Annotated in this window: 14 protein-coding genes; all 14 read left to right on the top strand. The window is 37.9% G+C overall.

Features of this window, described 5'->3' with window-relative positions; genetic code table 11:
• Positions 1–76: 76 nt before the first annotated feature.
• On the top strand, positions 77–517 hold the full coding sequence (gene msrB / locus CJ191_RS03035; protein WP_070468944.1) for a peptide-methionine (R)-S-oxide reductase MsrB: 441 nt from the start codon (positions 77–79) through the stop codon (positions 515–517).
• Between the two features lie 4 nt (positions 518–521).
• Positions 522–1157 (top strand): Holliday junction branch migration protein RuvA, encoded by a 636-nt coding sequence (gene ruvA / locus CJ191_RS03030; RefSeq protein WP_070468945.1) that lies wholly within the window; start codon positions 522–524, stop codon positions 1155–1157.
• A gap of 46 nt (positions 1158–1203) precedes the next feature.
• Positions 1204–2265: a Holliday junction branch migration DNA helicase RuvB gene (gene ruvB, locus CJ191_RS03025; RefSeq protein WP_070468947.1), complete on the top strand. Its 1062-nt coding sequence runs from the start codon at positions 1204–1206 to the stop codon at positions 2263–2265.
• Positions 2266–3387 carry a tRNA preQ1(34) S-adenosylmethionine ribosyltransferase-isomerase QueA gene (queA, locus tag CJ191_RS03020; RefSeq protein ID WP_102198963.1) on the top strand — a complete coding sequence of 374 codons (1122 nt, stop codon included), beginning with the start codon at positions 2266–2268 and terminating at the stop codon, positions 3385–3387.
• Positions 3388–3437: 50 nt separating this feature from the next.
• Positions 3438–6929 (top strand): DNA polymerase III subunit alpha, encoded by a 3492-nt coding sequence (locus tag CJ191_RS03015; protein ID WP_070468950.1) that lies wholly within the window; start codon positions 3438–3440, stop codon positions 6927–6929.
• Positions 6930–7031: 102 nt separating this feature from the next.
• On the top strand, positions 7032–8003 hold the full coding sequence (gene pfkA, locus CJ191_RS03010) for a 6-phosphofructokinase (RefSeq protein WP_102198962.1): 972 nt from the start codon (positions 7032–7034) through the stop codon (positions 8001–8003).
• A gap of 30 nt (positions 8004–8033) precedes the next feature.
• Complete coding sequence (gene pyk, locus CJ191_RS03005) at positions 8034–9800, top strand: pyruvate kinase (RefSeq protein ID WP_070468954.1); 1767 nt, start codon at positions 8034–8036, stop codon at positions 9798–9800.
• Between the two features lie 227 nt (positions 9801–10027).
• Positions 10028–11224, top strand: coding sequence for a chorismate synthase (gene aroC / locus CJ191_RS03000; protein WP_070468956.1), 1197 nt, complete (start codon positions 10028–10030; stop codon positions 11222–11224).
• 7 nt (positions 11225–11231) lie between these two features.
• Positions 11232–12515 (top strand): 3-phosphoshikimate 1-carboxyvinyltransferase, encoded by a 1284-nt coding sequence (gene aroA / locus CJ191_RS02995; RefSeq protein WP_070468957.1) that lies wholly within the window; start codon positions 11232–11234, stop codon positions 12513–12515.
• 40 nt (positions 12516–12555) lie between these two features.
• Complete coding sequence (locus tag CJ191_RS02990; protein WP_070468959.1) at positions 12556–13071, top strand: shikimate kinase; 516 nt, start codon at positions 12556–12558, stop codon at positions 13069–13071.
• Between the two features lie 229 nt (positions 13072–13300).
• Positions 13301–14161, top strand: coding sequence for a CvfB family protein (locus CJ191_RS02985; protein WP_070469053.1), 861 nt, complete (start codon positions 13301–13303; stop codon positions 14159–14161).
• Between the two features lie 102 nt (positions 14162–14263).
• Complete coding sequence (gene xerD, locus CJ191_RS02980; protein WP_070469051.1) at positions 14264–15163, top strand: site-specific tyrosine recombinase XerD; 900 nt, start codon at positions 14264–14266, stop codon at positions 15161–15163.
• A gap of 184 nt (positions 15164–15347) precedes the next feature.
• Positions 15348–16259: an ABC transporter ATP-binding protein gene (locus tag CJ191_RS02975; protein ID WP_070469050.1), complete on the top strand. Its 912-nt coding sequence runs from the start codon at positions 15348–15350 to the stop codon at positions 16257–16259.
• On the top strand, positions 16249–17544 hold the full coding sequence (locus tag CJ191_RS02970) for an ABC transporter permease (protein WP_070469049.1): 1296 nt from the start codon (positions 16249–16251) through the stop codon (positions 17542–17544). The genes CJ191_RS02975 and CJ191_RS02970 overlap by 11 nt, the downstream gene beginning before the upstream one ends.
• Positions 17545–17557: the final 13 nt, after the last annotated feature.

Here is a 17557-nt window from a genome sequence, read left to right as displayed (position 1 = left end):
ATGCTAGAATATAAGTAACTAAAAAAGAAAATATACTAGGTTATCTAGATTATTCAGAAGGAGAAGAAGTTTCATTATGACAAAAGACTATAATAAAGAAGAACGTTTAAAAAAATTATCTGAGTTAGAATATGAAGTCACACAAAATTCCGCAACCGAGCGCCCATTTACTGGTCAGTATGATGACTTCTATGAAAAAGGCATTTACGTAGACATCGTGAGTGGTAAGCCTTTGTTTGCATCAACTGATAAGTTTGATGCAGGTTGTGGTTGGCCATCATTTTCTAAACCAATTATGGCAGATGAAATTGAGGAATTGGAAGATTCCTCATACGGTATGAAACGCACTGAAGTTCGCTCTAAAGATGCGGATTCACATTTAGGTCACGTATTCAACGATGGACCAGCTGAATTAGGTGGCTTACGTTACTGTATAAACTCCGCTTCACTTCGTTTCATATCTTTAGAAGATATGGATAAAGAAGGATACGGCGACTTGAAAGCATTAGTGAAGTAAGACAATGTACGAATTTATGATAGGTCAGGTTGAGAGTGTCTATCCAGATGCTGTTATCCTTGAAACGGATGGGATTGGCTACTATATTTATATGGCCAATCCTTATCGTTTTACAGACAAAATTGGACAAGACCAGCCAGTAAAAATCTGGTTGTATCAATCTGTTTCAGAGAATGACATTCGCTTATATGGATTTAAATCACAAGAAGAAAAGACCATTTTTCTCCAACTCATTTCAGTTTCAGGGATAGGTCCTAAGTCAGCCTTATCCATTCTTTCTTTAGATGATCATGCAGGGTTAGTCCAAGCCATTCAGGCAGAAGACAATACTTTCTTAATGAAATTTCCAGGTGTTGGGAAAAAGACAGCCGGACAGATTATACTGGACCTCAAAGAAAAACTACCAAAAGTTTTAGCTGAGTTACCGTCCTCAGACTTATTTAAGCAAGAAAGTCTGAACATTCAAGTATCAGAACAAGTCAATTCACCATTCCTGCACGAATTGGAGGAAGCTATGGCTAGTCTTGGCTACAGTCAAAGAGAGATTAACCGAGTAGTAAAAAATGCAGACTTTACTGGTGTGACAACTACAGCCGAAGCAATCCGTATCGCACTGAAATTTATTACAAAACCTAAATAGTGGTGCGTGGACTTAGATATGCATTATATGAAAGGAGGAAACTACTATGAACTTTGATCATCATGAAGATTTCGAAGCTGAAGATTTAGGAGTTGAGATCATTCACAACGGACAAATTCATTCGCCCAAAGAGCAAGCAGAGGATGCACAAGACTTGTCTTTAAGACCTAGGTTTTTACGCGAATATATTGGCCAAACAGAATTAAAGGAAGAACTGGCCATCTATATACAAGCGGCAGAAAATCGTGATGAAGCGCTCGACCATGTCCTTCTTTATGGGCCTCCAGGGTTAGGAAAGACAACCTTAGCGAATATTATAGCGAATGAAATGAACGTTAATATTCAAACAACGTCTGGGCCAGCTATTGAAAAAACTGGGGATTTACTGGTTTTACTTAATGAATTATCAGCTGGAGACGTCTTATTTATTGATGAGATTCACCGGTTGCCAAGGGTGGTAGAAGAAATGCTTTATTCTGCTATGGAAGATTACCAGGTAGATATTATTGTTGGGCAAGATGAAGGAGCTCATCCCGTACACTTTCCTTTACCACCTTTTACGCTGATTGGGGCTACAACGAGACCAGGTGCCTTATCTTCACCGCTACGGCATCGGTTTGGGATAGTCCAGCATTTACGTTACTATACAATAGAGGAATTGGCGACAATTGTTGAGCGAACAGCCAATTTATTTGAAGTGCCGATTAAAGACCAGGCGGCTAAAGAAATTGGTATGCGGTCTAGGGGGACACCTCGTATTGCTAATCGTCTTTTAAAACGTGTTCGTGATTTTGCCCAGGTATACCACGAGGACGGATTAATTGATGATGCAATTACGAATAAAGCCCTAGCAATTCTGAAGGTAGACCAGGCAGGTTTAGATGAAACCGACCGAAAAATTCTAGACGTAATTATTCGCTATTATGGTGGTGGACCAGTTGGTTTATCAACTATAGCAGCCAATATTTCAGAAGAAGCAACAACGATTGAAGATATGTATGAACCCTTCTTAATTCAAAATGGATTCTTGCAGAGAACACCACGTGGACGTTTAGCTACACCAAAGGCATTCGACCATTTAGGCATACCCTATTCGGAGGAATTTTAATTGACATTAACAACAAATGATTTTGATTTTAACTTACCAGAACAACTGATCGCACAAGTACCGATTCAAAATCGGTTGGCTAGTCGACTGTTGAAACTAGATGCACAAACAGGCGAATATGAGGATGGTCATTTTCCAGATATTGCAAGTGAGTTGGAACCAGGTGATGTTTTGGTATTAAATAATACGCGGGTATTACCAGCACGCTTACATGGTATCCGACCTGATACAGGTGGACATGTAGAGGTATTGTTACTAAACAATACAGAAGGTGACCGCTGGGAAACACTAGTCAAACCAGCGCGCCGTATTCGTGTTGGCACCGAAATCGCTTTTGGCGACGGTCAGTTGGTTGCAGTTGTAGCCGAAGAACTTGATCATGGGGGGCGAATTGTTGAATTTAAATATCAAGGCATCTTTTTAGAAGTTTTGGAAGCTTTGGGTGAAATGCCCTTACCACCATATATTAAAGAGAAATTAGATAACCCAGATCGGTATCAAACTGTGTATGCTAAAGAAAATGGTTCAGCAGCTGCGCCAACCGCAGGCTTACACTTTACCCAAGAATTTATGGCGGACTTAGAAGCGCGTGGAATTGATATTGCCTACTTAACGCTACATGTAGGACTTGGGACTTTCCGTCCGGTTTCAGTAGATGATATTGATGCACATAAAATGCATTCAGAATTCTATAGCTTAGATCAAGAAAATTCAGATAAAATTCGTCGTGCTCAACAGGGTGGGCATAAAGTGGTTGCAGTTGGAACAACCTCAATTCGGACACTTGAAACGATAGGTACTAAATTTGATGGAGAGGTCAAGGCAGATTCTGGTTGGACAGATATTTTTATAGCGCCAGGCTATCAATTTACAGTAGTTAATAGCTTTATTACGAACTTCCATTTACCTAAATCAACTTTAATTATGTTGGTTTCAGCCTTTGCAGGTCGCGAGCATGTCTTAACCGCTTATCAACATGCAGTGGCTGAAGAATATCGCTTTTTCTCCTTTGGGGACGCTATGTTTTTACGTGGACCCCAATATCAAGATCCAGCTATTAGTGAAGAAGATATTGAAGCGGCTAAACGACGGAATAGTCAATTTTTTACTCAAAAAGACTAAATTCAAATAATGAATGAAAATACTTAAGAGAATGAAGGAGGAGTGAGCGGATGTTCGTACCATTACATGTAAATTCAGCTTATTCTTTATTGACAAGTCCAATGTCGGTTGAGTCTTATGTCAAAGCAGGTAAGGCAGCAGGTTATACCCATTTAGGTTTGGCAGATGTGAATGTCATGTCAGGGACTTTAGCTTTCGTCCGCGCCTGTGAGCAAAATGGCATCACTCCTTTAATTGGGTTAACGATCCAGTTTAATATAGATAATATGAAAGAAGAATTGGTTGTCTACGCCAAAAATTACCAAGGCTATCAGCATCTGATGGCCCTTTCGTCGTCTTTAAAACTACAAACAGAGGCAAATCGCCAAGCTATTTACCAAGAAATTACTTTGCATGCTGATGATTATATTGTTATATTTTCAGCTATGACAGGACCACATATGCGGTATTTCAAACAAGGTGATGGTCAAGCTGATTATGCCCAATTAGACCAAGAATTAGTTTGGTGGCGACGTCATTTTTCTAGTAATCAATTGTTCTTGGGACTATCAGCTTTGGAGAATGAACAGTTCCATACAGATGCTATAGTTGAACTTAGTGAACGTTGGGGTATTCCATTAATTGCAATGCCACATATTCAATACTTGGAACCTGATGACTACTTCACCCAACAAGTGCTAGAAGCGATTGATCGAAATGAAAAGTTAGTTGATATTGAGGAAATGAAAAAGATTAAAGGCGCACACGCTTTGAGAAGTCCAGGTCAGTGGTCAAGTATGTACCAGGAGTTAAAATATCAAGAAGCCCTCAATCAATTAACGGAAATGGTCAAGCAAATTAAAATTGATTTTCCAAAAGTAAAAACCTTGCTACCTAAATATCAAATACCAAGTGAATATACAGACACACAAAAATATTTAAAAGATTTAGCTGAAGCTGGACTAGCAAAGCGAGTGCAAACAGTTTCCAAAGCGTATACTGATCGTTTGGCATATGAATTAAATGTAATTCATAAGATGGGATTTGATGATTATTTCTTGATTGTATGGGATGTAATGAATTACGCCCATCAACATGCTATCCAAACTGGTCCAGGCCGCGGTTCAGCAGCTGGTGCTTTAGTTGCTTATGTACTAGAGATAACGGATGTTGATCCGATTGCGAATGACTTACTATTTGAGCGTTTTTTAAATCCTGAACGACAGAATATGCCTGATATAGATTTAGATTTCCCAGACGATAAACGCCAAAAAGTCTTAGACTATGTTTACCGAAAATATGGCGAAAACCATGTCGCTCAGATTGCCACATTCGGTACTTTCGGGGCGCGTCAAGCCTTAAGAAATGTAGGTGCTGTATTTGGAAAGGCGCAGGTGACGCTTTCTGAATGGGCAAATACAGTAGAAAATAATCCCAATTTACCAGCTGAGACTTTAACTGCAGTTTATAAACAGTCAGCGAAATTACAGGAGTTGATTGTAAATGAAGAATACGGTCAATTATGGTTTGATACTGCACGAAAATTAGAAGGGTTACCACGTCATGTTTCTACACATGCAGCGGGCGTAGTAATTGCTGACCAACCCCTAACCTTGTATACGCCGCTACAAGCATCCTCGACTCATATTCCCAATACCCAATACACGATGGGGGATGTTGAGGCGGTCGGACTCTTGAAAGTCGACTTTCTAAGTTTATCCAATCTCACCATTTTGCATGATGGTTTATCCGCGGTAAGTAAATTGACTGGTAGAGCAGTTAAAGCTTCAGATATACCTTTAGATGATCAAAATACTTATGAAATATTCCGTCATGCAGATACAAATGGTGTCTTCCAATTTGAATCAGATGGTATTAAAAATGTCTTAAAGCAAGTAGCACCAACATCAATTGAAGATGTGGTTGCGGTGAATGCCTTGTATCGACCAGGTCCAGTTCAGCAAATTCCACATTTTGTTTCAAGAAAACATGGACGTGAACCAATAGCTTACCCTCACCCTGATTTGACGCCCATATTAGCGCCTACATATGGCATTATGGTCTATCAAGAGCAGGTAATGCAGGTTACCCAAAAAATTGCCGGTTTTAGCTTGGGAGAAGCAGATATCTTGCGCCGTGCGATTGGGAAAAAGAAACACGAAACCATTGAAAGAGTCCGGCAGCAATTTATAAATGGTGCGATTGATAAGGGTTATCAAGAAAATATTGCTGTACAAATTTATGATTATATAGAGGCCTTTGCCAATTATGGTTTCAATAAATCGCATTCCTTTGCATATTCATATTTGGCTTATCAGTTAGCTTGGATTAAAGCCAATTATCCCGTTGCTTTTTATTATGGTAATCTGAAGCATACCAGAATCTATGATAAGAAAGGGAAAAATCTTGTTTTAGAAGCTAAAAATCATGGTGTTCAGGTGGTCAATCCAGATATCAACAAGTCATTTTATGGTCTGTCGGTAGTGAATGCTCATCAATTGCAGCTGGGATTAGGCGATATCAGAGGTATTCCTAAGCGAGCAGTAGAAGAAATAATTGAAGCTAGAGAAGCGGAAGGTCCTTTTAAAGATTTCACTAACTTTATCCATCGACTTGGTAAGCTTGCTTTAAAAGAAGATATATTAGTAAAGTTAGCGCAGTCCGGTGCCTTGGATACCTTTGGTTATAACCGTCGTACACTACAATTAGAAGCGATTCCTAAAATGATTACTCATGAACAATTATTTAAGACGGATAACAAAAATCAAACGTCACTACTAGGGGAAGATGATTTGTCTGCAATGTTTGCACCCAAAATTGTTGAAATTGATGAATTTGACCAACATGAGTTGATCGAAAATGAAATCGAAACATTAGGCCAAGCTTTATCCATAAATTTATTTGAAGATTATGAAGATTTTTATCAGGCAGGGATCATCAACTACATTGATAGGCTAAAAGAAAATAACAAGGTTTTTTTCCTTGGTGAGGTAAGGACAGTTAAACGGATTACCACGAAAAGAAATCAACCCATGGCTTTTGTGACACTCGAAGATCAAACAGGTGCGATATCAGTGACAGCTTTTCCTGAAGCTTATATCGACTTTGCTAAACATCTGAATCAAGGAAATGCTTTATTAATTTATGGAAGGACACAAAAACGCAATGGTGAATTGCAGGTAGTGTTAACTAAAGCATGGATGTTAGATGCAACAGCTAAGCAATATTTAAATCAGTTAAAACAAAAACAAGTTGGGCTACCTGGAGCGTCGGAGAAAGTTGATAAGAAAAAGCGTTCAGTGAATCACCCTGAGTCAACAGTGCAGAAGCAATCAGCACCGGTTTGTTGGATTCGTGTAGCTGATAAAGCAATGGCAAGCGATTTAAAAGCTGGATTGTTAACTGTAGTAGCTAAATATCCAGGTCAAACATTGCTTCATTTTACAATTGTGGCTAGTCAAGAAAGCTACTGGTTAGCAGAAAAATATGCAATCCAAGTGACAAATGAATCGGTGCAAGCATTGATTGCAATCTATGGCGAGCGCAATGTTGTGATTAAATAATGTAAAATACTTGTATAACTTTGCACAAATTAAGAAAACGTAAGACATTAGCTATGAAAAATGGTAGAATAACACTGTAAATAAATTAATTGAGGTGGAAAAATGGGAAAACGTATAGGAGTTTTAACTAGTGGTGGAGACGCCCCTGGTATGAACGCAGCTATTAGAGCAGTTGTCCGTAAAGCAATTCATGATGGAGATGAAGTTTTCGGTATTCGCTACGGTTATCGTGGCCTAGCTGAAGGCGATATTTTCCAAATGGCGGAACGGGATGTGAGTGATTTAACTGCTCGCGGAGGCACTATGCTATATACTGCCCGTTATCCTGAATTTCAGGATGAAGAAGGCCGTAGACTAGCCATTGAACAATTAAAAAAACATGGTATTGACTCTTTGGTAGTCATCGGTGGGGACGGTTCATACAGAGGTGCAGCATCATTGGCCGCAGAAGGTATTCAAACTGTCGGCATTCCAGGAACAATTGATAACGATATTCCTGGTACCGAATATACTATTGGTTTTGATACCGCATGTAATACTGCCTTAGAAGCTATCGATAAAATTCGTGACACGGCAACGAGTCATCTTCGGACATTTGTCATTGAAGTGATGGGCCGTAATGCTGGAGATATTGCTGTTTGGACTGGTATCGGTTCAGGGGCTGAGCAAATTATTATTCCTGAAGCAGAATTTAATATGGATGAAATTGTTGCAAATATCGAAGAAGGTCAACGTCGTGGTAAGAAGCACTCTATCATTATCCTTGCTGAAGGTGTAATGGAAGGGCATGAATTTGCTGATAAGCTTTATGAATACGATGATTATCATGCACGTGTTACGGTATTAGGTCATGTTCAACGTGGTGGAGCACCAACAGCTCGTGACCGTGTATTAGCGGCGCAATTTGGCTTCAAAGCTGTGGAATTGCTTCATGAAGGGGCTAGTGGTGTTTGTGTCGGTATTAGTGGAGAAAAAATTATTTCTACTGATATTAACGAAGCATTACAATCGAAAGGCCACTCACATACGTCTCAAGTAGATTTATACAATATCAACTCAGAAATTTCATTTTAATTTTCTCTAAGAAAGGATGCATGAATCATTATGGAAAAAAACACCAAGATTGTATGTACCATTGGACCCGCATCGGAGTCCGTTGAAACTTTAGTTCAACTGATCGAAGCAGGTATGAACGTTGCTCGTTTAAACTTCTCTCATGGGGACCATGCAGAACACTTAGCACGTATTCATAACATTCGTGAAGCTTCTGAAAAAGCTGGCCGTCGTGTTGCGATTTTACTGGATACTAAAGGTCCTGAAATTCGTACAAACAACATGAAAGATCATAAAGCTGTTACGCTGGTTAAAGGTTCTGAAGTTCGCATTTCAATGACAGAAGTTGAAGGGGATGAGAAGAAATTCTCAGTCACATATACTGGCTTAATTAATGATGTTGAATTAGGTTCTCATATCTTAATTGATGATGGTTTAGTTGACTTATTGGTAACTGGTATCGACACTGAAAATAACGAAATCATTACTGAAGTTCAAAATACTGGTATCGTTAAAGATAAAAAAGGTGTTAACGTACCTGGCGTTTCTGTTCAATTACCAGGTATTACTGAAAAAGATGAAAATGATATCCGTTTCGGTTTAGAAAACGATATTGACTACATCGCTGCTTCATTTGTACGTAAACCAAGTGATGTGTTAGAAATTCGTGAAATTTTAGAAGAAACTGGTAATGAATCTGTTCAAATCATTCCTAAAATCGAAAGCCAAGAAGGTGTAGATAACTTAGAAGATATCTTATCTGTATCTGACGGATTGATGGTTGCTCGTGGTGATTTAGGGGTAGAAATCCCAGCTGAACAAGTACCAGTTGTACAAAAAGACATGATCCGTAAATGTAATTTAGCTGGTAAACCGGTTATTACAGCTACACAAATGTTAGACTCAATGCAACGTAACCCAAGACCTACACGTGCAGAAGCTTCTGACGTTGCTAATGCAATTTTAGATGGTACTGACGCAATTATGCTTTCAGGTGAAACTGCAGCTGGTGATTATCCAGTAGAAGCAGTTCAAACTATGAACCGAATTGCTTTAGTCACTGAAGGCCGTGAAGAAGCTAAAACTGACATTGGTTCATTGAAACCAAATACAGAAGGTGATATGGCAGAAGCAATTAGCCAATCTGTTGCTTATACAGCTCGCGGCTTACGCGTTTCTACAATTGTTGCTGCGACCGAATCAGGTCATACAGCTAAAATGATTTCTAAATACCGTCCAAGTGCAAAAATTATTGCATTAACTTTCTCTGAAAGCCAAGCACGTAAATTAGTTTTAGCTTGGGGTGTGGAACCATTTGTTATTGAAAAACCAGCTTCAACTGATGAAATGATGACATTAGCAGGCATCGTAGCTAAAGACTCAGGATATGCCCATGACGGTGATACAATCATCATCTCAGCTGGTGTACCAGTTGGTGAAAAAGGCACAACTAACTTGATGAAAATTCAAGTTATTGGTGAAAAACTAGTATCCGGTTCAGGTATCGGTGAAAAATCTGTTGTTGGTCATGCAGTAGTAGTAGATAATGCAGCAGATGCAGTAGCTAAAGTAAAACCTAACGCTATTTTAGTTGTGAAATCAACTGACAATGATTACAATGAAGCGATTCAAAATGCAGCGGCTGTAGTTGTTGAAAAAGGCGGGTTGACTAGTCATGCAGCAGTACTAGGTGTTGAAAATGGTATTCCAGTTGTAGTAGGTGCTGAAAATGCCACTACCACAATTGAAAATGGTCAATTAGTAACAGTTGATGCTCGTCGTGGTATTGTTTATAACGGCGCAACTACAACTATCTAATTCATTTGAAACTATATCATTATAATCTATTGTTCGGACATTTAAAAAGTGTTGACTGAGCTATTTGGCTCAATCAACACTTTTCTTTTTTGCAAGTATAGCTAGTAATATTAGATTTGTTGTTAAATATTCATTATTTTCTAATTTTTTGCATAAATATAATTGCTCCAATAGGAAATAAAGGCTAAAATGAATAGAAGAAATTGATAATTAGGAGGAAACAGTACATGCTACGTTTCATTACAGCTGGCGAATCACATGGTCCATTAGAAACTGCGATTATTGAAGGCGTTCCGGCAAATTTACCAATCGATATAGATAAAATCAACGAGAATCTTGCTCGCCGCCAAATGGGTTATGGTGCAGGAAATCGTATGAAAATTGAAAAAGACCAAGTGCGTATCACATCAGGTGTGCGTCATGGTTTAACTTTAGGTTCACCAATTACTTTACAAGTTGAAAATAGAGACTTTAAAAAATGGACAGAAATTATGAGCACAGAAGATGTGGAAGAAGGCATTAAAAAACGCCGTACAGTTCATCATCCACGTCCTGGACACGCTGATTTAGTTGGTGGGATTAAATATGGATTTAAAGACTTGCGTAACGTTTTAGAACGTTCTTCAGCTAGAGAAACGACTATGCGAGTAGCTGTTGGTTCCATTGCACAACAAATCTTAGACGGGCTAGGTATTGAAATAATCGCTTATGTAAAAGCTTTAGGTGGCGTTGAGGGTAAAGTTGATGCTACAAGCCTCTCTTATGATGAAATCCGTCAAACAACTGATGAATCAGAATTAAAAATGATTGATCATTCTATAGATGAAGAAATTAAAGTAAAAATTGACCAAGCAAAAAAAGATGGTACAACTCTTGGTGGTGTAATTGAAGTGATTGCTAAAAACGTACCAGCTGGTCTAGGCTCATATACCCATTGGGACAAAAAATTGGATGCTAAATTAGTTGGTGCTATGGTATCAATCAATGCTTTTAAGGCTGCTGAAATTGGTGATGGTGTTGAAGTTGCTAACCGTTTTGGTAATGAATTAATGGACGAAATTGCCTATGATGAAACGCAAGGATTCTACCGATTAACGAACCATATGGGTGGTTTTGAAGGTGGTATGACTACAGGTATGCCGATTATCGTTCGTGGATACAAAAAACCAATTCCAACACAATACCATCCTTTACAATCAGTAGATATCTATACAAAAGAACCTTACAAGGCATCAATCGAACGTTCAGATATTACTGCAGTACCACGTGCCGCTATTATCGCGGAAACAGTGATTGCGACTGAGTTAGCGCAAGCAATATTAGAAAAATTCCCTCATGATGACTACAATGAATTAGTAAAGTCTGTAGCCGACTACCGCGAATATGTGAAAAATCCTGATATCTGGCAAAATGAAGGAGAGTAAGGTATTCATGAAAAAGTTAATGATTGATGCCAATGCATTAGAAGGCACGATTACGATTCCCGGTGACAAGTCAATTACTCATCGGGCAATCATGTTTGCTGCAATTGCAAAAGGTACAACTAAAATTGAAGGTTTTTTATATGCCGAAGATTGCATTTCAACTATGAATATTTTCCGTGATTTAGGTGTTCAAATTGATGAAGAACCAGACGGCTCTGTTATTGTGCATGGTAAAGGTATCGACGGGTTAACGGCACCGCAAAAAGCTCTAGATGCTGGAAATTCTGGTACAACTATGCGTCTATTAGCAGGACTATTTACTGGTTTTCCTTTTAAAACCAAAATTATTGGGGATGACTCTCTATCTAAACGCCCAATGAATCGGGTAATGTTACCTTTACGTCAAATGGGTGCCTCTATTTCTGGATCTGACGGAAGCGAGTTTGCCCCTCTATATATTCAGCCTGTCGACCATTTAAATGCGATTGAGTATGATATGCCAGTAGCTTCAGCTCAGGTAAAGTCATCTATCCTATTGGCAGGTCTTTCAGCTGAGGGAACAACGGTTATCCATGAAAAGGAACGGTCTCGTGACCATACTGAAAAGATGTTAAAAAACTTTGGTGTGGACTTACGTGTTGAAGATAGAGATATTTATTTAAAAGGTGGTCAAACATTAACAGCTAGTGATATCACTATACCAGCAGATATTTCTTCTGCGGCCTTTTTCATTGTTGCTGCACTTTTAGTTAAGGGGTCTAAACTAAATATGCCTAATGTCGGGTTGAATCCAACTCGTGCTGGCATTATTGAAGTATTGAAAGATATGGGTGCAAATATTGAAATCAACTTACATGAAGGTGGCTTAAGTGGGGACTTAACTGTCCATTGGAGCAATCTGAAAGCAACTGAATTCGGTGGAGATATTATTCCAACTTTAATTGATGAGATTCCTATTATTGCTTTAGCAGCAACACAAGCTGAAGGTAAAACGATTATTCGAAACGCAGAAGAATTAAAAGTAAAAGAAACTGACCGTATTAAGGCCACTACCCAAGAATTAAACAAAATGGGTGCAAACATTGAAGAAACTGAAGATGGTATGATCATTACTGGACCAACACCATTACATGCAGCAGAAGTTGACAGTTACGGTGACCATCGTATTGGTATGATGTTACAAGTGGCTGCATTATTGGTTAAAGAAGGTACTGTTCAACTGGCACATCCAGAAGCTGTCAATATTTCTTTTCCTAGCTTCTTCGATGACTTAGCTGCATTAAGCAAATAAGTTACCCAATTTTAAAATGAAATGGAAGGTTGATCAAAGGATGCTAATCATATTAACAGGATTTATGGGTGTCGGGAAGACAACAGTCGGGCGCATTTTGGCCAATAAATTGGGTGTGCCATTTGTGGACATGGACTATTATATCGAGGCCCGACAAGGTCAGACGATTGCAGAAATCTTTGATCAAATTGGAGAATCGGGATTTAGATTAATAGAGTATCAAGTACTAAGAGAATTACTTGAAGCGGAAGAAAATGGGCGTATGGTTATTTCAACTGGTGGAGGTATTGTTGAAACGACTGAATGCCGACAATTGCTTGTCCAACAAGATCAGGTATTCTACTTACAGGATACTTTTGAAACTTCCTGGCAACGAATTAACCGAGGTGGACTTATCCAAAATGATCGTCCATTAGTTAATGCTAATAGTAAAAAGCAAATGGCTGCTAAATATGAGCGACGTATTCCCTTATACGAGGAAGCGTCGAACTATCGACTAGATGTTCGTCGAATGGCGGCACATGAAACAGCAGAAGTGATTAGAAAAATGTGTTAGTTGAATTTGATGAAATAGAAGGGAGATGTTGCTAAACCGCACATCTCCTTTTTATTATATATATACGCATACATTATTTTAATGAATAGTATTGAAATAATAACCATTTACCTTTGAATAGGAATCGAGTATAATCAATTGTTTGAAGTATGGCGGTACGACTAAATAATGAATTAAATATGATACAATAGCACTAATATAAACAATGGATCAGCTGAAGGAGAAAAATATGAGCGCACAATTAGCTACTGTTATTAAAGCATTGGTAACAGATCAAAATGATAAATTTTATTCAGTACAAAAAGAGGGTATTACTTACCAACTTGATAAAAACGAGGGCGATTACCAATTAGGTGATGCAGTCCGAGGTTTTATTTACGAAAATATGAAACATACAAAAATGATGACAACGCGATTACCAGAAATACGTCAAGGTCGTTATGGTTGGTCGACGGTTACAACGATTCGTAAAGATTTAGGTGTTTTTGTGGATATTGGCTTGGCAGATAAAGAAATTGTTGTTTCTTTAGATGACCTACCAAGTGAAAAACACTTATGGCCTAAAAAAGGTGACCGGTTATTTATCCGTTTAGAAGTAGATAAAAAAGGCCGTATCTGGGGTAAATTAGCAGAAGATCAAGTTTTTCAACAAATTACAAATAAATTATCACCACAATCGAAATCTTGGACCAATCAAGAAGTCAAAGGGACGGTCTATCGCGCTAAGTTAGTTGGTACTTATGTGATTACAGATGATTATTTCTTAGCTTTCATTCACGAAAGTGAGCGATTAGAAGAACCGCATTTGGGTCAAGAAGTACAAGGTCGCGTAATTGGTATTGGGCAGAATGGAAACTTGAACATTTCTCTAAAGCCACTTGCACATACAGTCATCACTGAAGATGCACAAATGATTTTAGCTTTATTACAACGTCAACCAAATCATTTCTTACCTTACCATGATAAATCTAATCCAGAGGATATCCGCGACTATTTTGGTATTTCTAAGGCACAATTTAAACGGGCTGTAGGGAACTTGTTAAAAAACCGTCAAATTGAGCAAGTTGACGGTGGTATCCGCCTTAAGTAATCAAGCTTAAAGTAGTAATCAACTGAGTTTTCCAGAATTTATTAATAAAGTAAGCTACTTTAAATTCAGTAGCACGTTTTGTTGAGTGAAGAAAGGGCAAGCATGAAGTTAAGTGAAGTGATTGAAGATTTTTTAAATACGATGCGCGTAGAAGAAGGACTGGCTGAAAATACCATCATTTCCTACAAGCAGGAGTTAAACAGAATGATGACTTATCTAGGTCGTCAGGGGGTTGAGCGTGTTCAAGAAATTGATCAAGCTACGGTGCTCACACACCTCAAGTGGATGAATGAGGACCAGCTAGCAACATCTACAAGGTCACATTATGTGTCAACCTTACGACATTTCTTTCGGTATTTAAAATTAGATGGTGTTATTGAAAGCAATCCAATGGAAAAGATTTCTCTACCAAAGAAAATACAACATTTACCAGCAGTATTAACCTTAGATGAAGTGGATCGCATTCTAGCTGCTCCAGATGTGAGCAGGCCGTTAGGATTACGAGATAGAACGCTATTGGAGACCCTATACTCAACTGGTATGCGTGTTTCTGAAATTATTCATATCAAATTAGCAGACATTCACCTAGATATGGGTTTTATTCAAACAATTGGTAAAGGGGATAAAGAACGATTGGTACCGATTGGGGAGTTGGCTGAAGAATGGATTAATAGGTATCTAACTGAAGGACGTCCTAAGTTAGTTAAAGATGAAGACGAGAGTCAAGATTATTTATTTGTGAATAATCGGGGCAAACCTTTATCTAGACAAGGCGTTTGGAAAAACTTAAAGAAAATGGTTATGATGGCGGATATTACTAAGGACATTAGTCCTCATACGCTACGGCATTCTTTTGCAACACATTTACTTGAAAATGGGGCCGATTTGAGGGTGGTACAAGAGTTACTTGGTCATTCAGATATTTCGACCACACAAATATATACCCATATTCATGCACAATATATGAAAGATATTTATAAGCAAAACCATCCACGAGCATAAAAAAATCAAAAATTGTGCGATAAATATAACTCATTATAAAAAGTAGGGCTTTTCCTGCTTTTTTTTTTGCATATATTCAATATGATGTATTTTTTTTAAAATTATGAAGATATTTAACCATTTATTTATTTTATAATATAAGTAGGCGAAAAAATTTTCATTAAAAATTCGAGGAGGAAATCGTATGTTAGAAGTAGAACACCTACGCAAAACCTTCGGCAAACTTGTCGCAGTGGATGATGTTTCATTTGACATTCAACCAGGCACTATCCTAGGTATCGTAGGTCAAAATGGTTCTGGGAAAACAACAATATTCCGTATGATTTTGAATTTTCTAACACCAGAAAATGGTGGTCAAGTAAAGTGGGAAGGACAGCCATTACATATGAAAAAGGTATATGATATCGTGGGCTACTTACCTGAAGAACGTGGACTTTATGAAGCGATGACAATTGAGAAACAAATTACATATTTTGCTCGATTACGTGGAATGAAAAAACATGAAATTGATACCAAAATTGATGAATGGCTAGAAAATTTTAACGTGAAAGGTAACCGTAAAGATAGAATTAAGACGTTATCGAAAGGTAACCAACAAAAGGTCCAATTGATTGCAACCTTAATTCATGAACCAAAATTGGTTATATTAGATGAGCCTTTCTCAGGTTTAGACCCAGTCAATGCTAGTTTCTTAATGGAAGGTATTATGCGGTTACGAGATAAAGGTGCATGTATTATTTTTTCCAGTCATAATATGTCTAATGTACAAGATATTTGTGATGCTGTGATTATGATCCATAACGGACATCAAAAGTTTTTTGGCCCTATTAATGAGGTAAGAAATGCTTATGGAAAAACGAGATTGTTCATTCAAGCTGACGGTTGGGATGAAAATACACTTTCAGCGTTGGAAGGAGTAGACGAAGTTACTCAATTAGCAACAGGAGAATATAGGTTAATTCTACAAGATGAAAACATAGGGCCTGATTTGTTTGATACAATTTCTAATGGACAGTATGTCCAATCCTTTAGCCAACAACCGCCGACATTAGACGAAATTTTCAAAATGGAAGCAGGTGGACGTCATGAGAAATAGTCGATTAGCGATTATTATTGAAGAAGTCTACAAGAAAAATGTATTTTCATGGTCATTTGTAATGTTATTACTCAGTCCTATTTTAATGGTTGCAGTAGTTGCTATCATTGCAACGATTATTGGATCAGCTACAGCCTCTGATTCAATTGGAACGGTTGCTATTGTGGGTGTTTCTGATCAAACTGGCAAAGCAATAGCAAATCAAGATAATGGACAAAATCAATTAATATTTGATCAAGATACTGCACAAGCTGAAGCGGCCTTAGCGAATGAAGAAATTGATGGCTATCTGAAAGTAGATGAAAGTGATCCAGAAAATATTCAAGCAGACTTCTATCGAAGTAATACAGGTAAAAATATTTCTACAGATGGATTCCAAAATGTATTAGAGGATATTCAACTATCGAACAGATCCGAATCTTTAGGGTTGTTAGAAGAGGAAGCTAGTTATCTATTGGATTCAAGCGTGCCACTTCATAACCAAACGGTTAATTTAGAAGCCGGTACTACCGAAAGTAGCCAAGATTTACAATCGATGTTTCGAACAGGGGTTGCTTATGTAGTATCCTTTATAGTATTCATGTTTGTCATGAACTATATCTCCATTATTTCACAAGAAATTGCTGTGGAGAAAGGATCTAGAATTATGGAAATCGTCTTATCATCCATTTCATCCAATACACATTTTATGGGTAAAATGATTGGGATTTCCTTAGTACTATTAACCCAAGTAGCTTTCTATGCTATTTTATTAGGTATTGCATTTATCACGTTGATGCGCACACCCTTACCACCAGAAATTCAAAGTTTCTTAGGAAATGAATCTATTCTAACTTTACTAGGATCGTCATCATCAGTCCTTATGTGGTCAGGCTTATTAGCATTCTTAGGCATCATTACCTACTCAGTATTAGGTGCATTCTTAGGGTCACTCGTTTCAAATGTACAAGATGTCAACAAAATGGTCACGCCAATTATCTTGCTTAGTATAGTAGGCTTCTATATTGGTATGTTCGGATTAGGTTTCTCTAATAATATTTTAGTAAGAGTAGGATCACAAATTCCATTCTTTACACCATTCGTTATGCCATTTAGGATTGCAACTGAAACAGTATCGACAACAGAATTAGTTTTGTCGGTTATTATTTCACTCCTATTTTCTATTTTATGTTTATGGTTATCAGCCAATTTCTACCGGTCAAATGTATTGACCTACTCAGACAAAGGCTTATTTGGTACCTTAAAACAATCTTACAACTTGAGGCAAAATGAGAAAAAAAGTTAAGATAAACAAGTTA

The sequence above is a fragment of the Aerococcus viridans genome (assembly GCF_002871935.1).
Taxonomy (GTDB): domain Bacteria; phylum Bacillota; class Bacilli; order Lactobacillales; family Aerococcaceae; genus Aerococcus; species Aerococcus viridans_B.
Note: the sequence above shows the minus strand (reverse complement) of the source record. Positions and strands in the feature narration are given on the sequence as shown.

Excerpts from the sequence above, each read along its gene's own strand:
- ruvB (WP_070468947.1), top strand. The coding sequence starts at position 1,204 with ATGAACTTTGATCATCATGAAGATTTCGAAGCTGAAGATTTAGGAGTT.
- CJ191_RS02990 (WP_070468959.1), top strand. The coding sequence starts at position 12,556 with ATGCTAATCATATTAACAGGATTTATGGGTGTCGGGAAGACAACAGTC.
- CJ191_RS02975 (WP_070469050.1), top strand. The coding sequence starts at position 15,348 with ATGTTAGAAGTAGAACACCTACGCAAAACCTTCGGCAAACTTGTCGCA.
- CJ191_RS03015 (WP_070468950.1), top strand. The coding sequence starts at position 3,438 with ATGTTCGTACCATTACATGTAAATTCAGCTTATTCTTTATTGACAAGT.
- aroC (WP_070468956.1), top strand. The coding sequence starts at position 10,028 with ATGCTACGTTTCATTACAGCTGGCGAATCACATGGTCCATTAGAAACT.
- msrB (WP_070468944.1), top strand. The coding sequence starts at position 77 with ATGACAAAAGACTATAATAAAGAAGAACGTTTAAAAAAATTATCTGAG.
- pfkA (WP_102198962.1), top strand. The coding sequence starts at position 7,032 with ATGGGAAAACGTATAGGAGTTTTAACTAGTGGTGGAGACGCCCCTGGT.
- ruvA (WP_070468945.1), top strand. The coding sequence starts at position 522 with ATGTACGAATTTATGATAGGTCAGGTTGAGAGTGTCTATCCAGATGCT.
- pyk (WP_070468954.1), top strand. The coding sequence starts at position 8,034 with ATGGAAAAAAACACCAAGATTGTATGTACCATTGGACCCGCATCGGAG.
- xerD (WP_070469051.1), top strand. The coding sequence starts at position 14,264 with ATGAAGTTAAGTGAAGTGATTGAAGATTTTTTAAATACGATGCGCGTA.
- CJ191_RS02985 (WP_070469053.1), top strand. The coding sequence starts at position 13,301 with ATGAGCGCACAATTAGCTACTGTTATTAAAGCATTGGTAACAGATCAA.
- CJ191_RS02970 (WP_070469049.1), top strand. The coding sequence starts at position 16,249 with ATGAGAAATAGTCGATTAGCGATTATTATTGAAGAAGTCTACAAGAAA.
- aroA (WP_070468957.1), top strand. The coding sequence starts at position 11,232 with ATGAAAAAGTTAATGATTGATGCCAATGCATTAGAAGGCACGATTACG.